1 protein-coding gene is annotated in these 858 nt (G+C 53.0%); it reads right to left on the reverse strand.

The genetic code is table 11. The annotated features are described in order from the left end of the window. Positions 1–858, reverse strand: an 858-nt coding sequence (locus GE107_RS26270) for an IS256 family transposase (RefSeq protein WP_219644652.1), incomplete at both ends; no start/stop codon positions are given.

Consider the following 858-nt stretch of genomic DNA (forward strand, 5'->3'; position numbering starts at 1 on the left):
TACGACGAAGCTCGGCATTCAACCGCTCAACGGCGTTGGTCGTTCTTGTGCGCTTTCGGCAAACAGCGGGCAGCGCCAATACCGCTGTCGCGTCTTCAAAGCCTTCCTCAAGCACTTTCATGGCCTTTGAGGCTGTGTCCTGAAAGGTACCTAGCGTCCGCTCCAGAAGCGAACGCGCAGTCGCAGGCTCAGCCGCTTCGAATATGGCCCGGACGTGTGCTTTCACCTCATCACGTAATGCTTTAGGAGCGGCATCCAGAATGTTGCGCATAAAGTGAGTCTGGCATCGTTGCCAGGTGACGCCCTGAAAATGCTGACGAATTGCGTTTACCAGTCCCCCATGGTGATCGCTGGTTACCAGATCAACACCGCGGAGACCACGTTGCTTCAATTCGGCAAAGAACGCACTCCAGCTCGCTTCAGACTCTGTATCATCTACGCGAAGCCCCAATAGTTCACGGTAGCCGTCTTGGTTAATGCCCGTTGCGATCATAACTCCGCGGGAGCGCACACGACCATCTTCGCGAACCTTCACGTACAGGGCGTCAACGATAAGAAACGGATACTCATTATCGTGTAACGGACGACTGCTCCAAGCTGTGATGACGGGATCCAGTTGCTTGCACAGCTCGCTTACCGTTGATTTGGAGAACTCGGTCCCGCACAATTCTTCTGTCACCTTCGTTACTTTGCGCGTAGATATGCCGTTAACCACCATCTCCATAAGGGAGATAACAAATGCCTGCTCACTACGTTGGTAACGTGCAAATAACTCGGTTGAAAATGCTCCATCCCTAAAACGGGGAACCTGAAGCGTAAGGTTGCCTACGCGAGTGCTGAGTGTATGCGGATAAGAAC

This window comes from Cohnella sp. CFH 77786, assembly GCF_019400745.1.
Taxonomy (GTDB): Bacteria; Bacillota; Bacilli; order Paenibacillales; family Paenibacillaceae; genus Cohnella.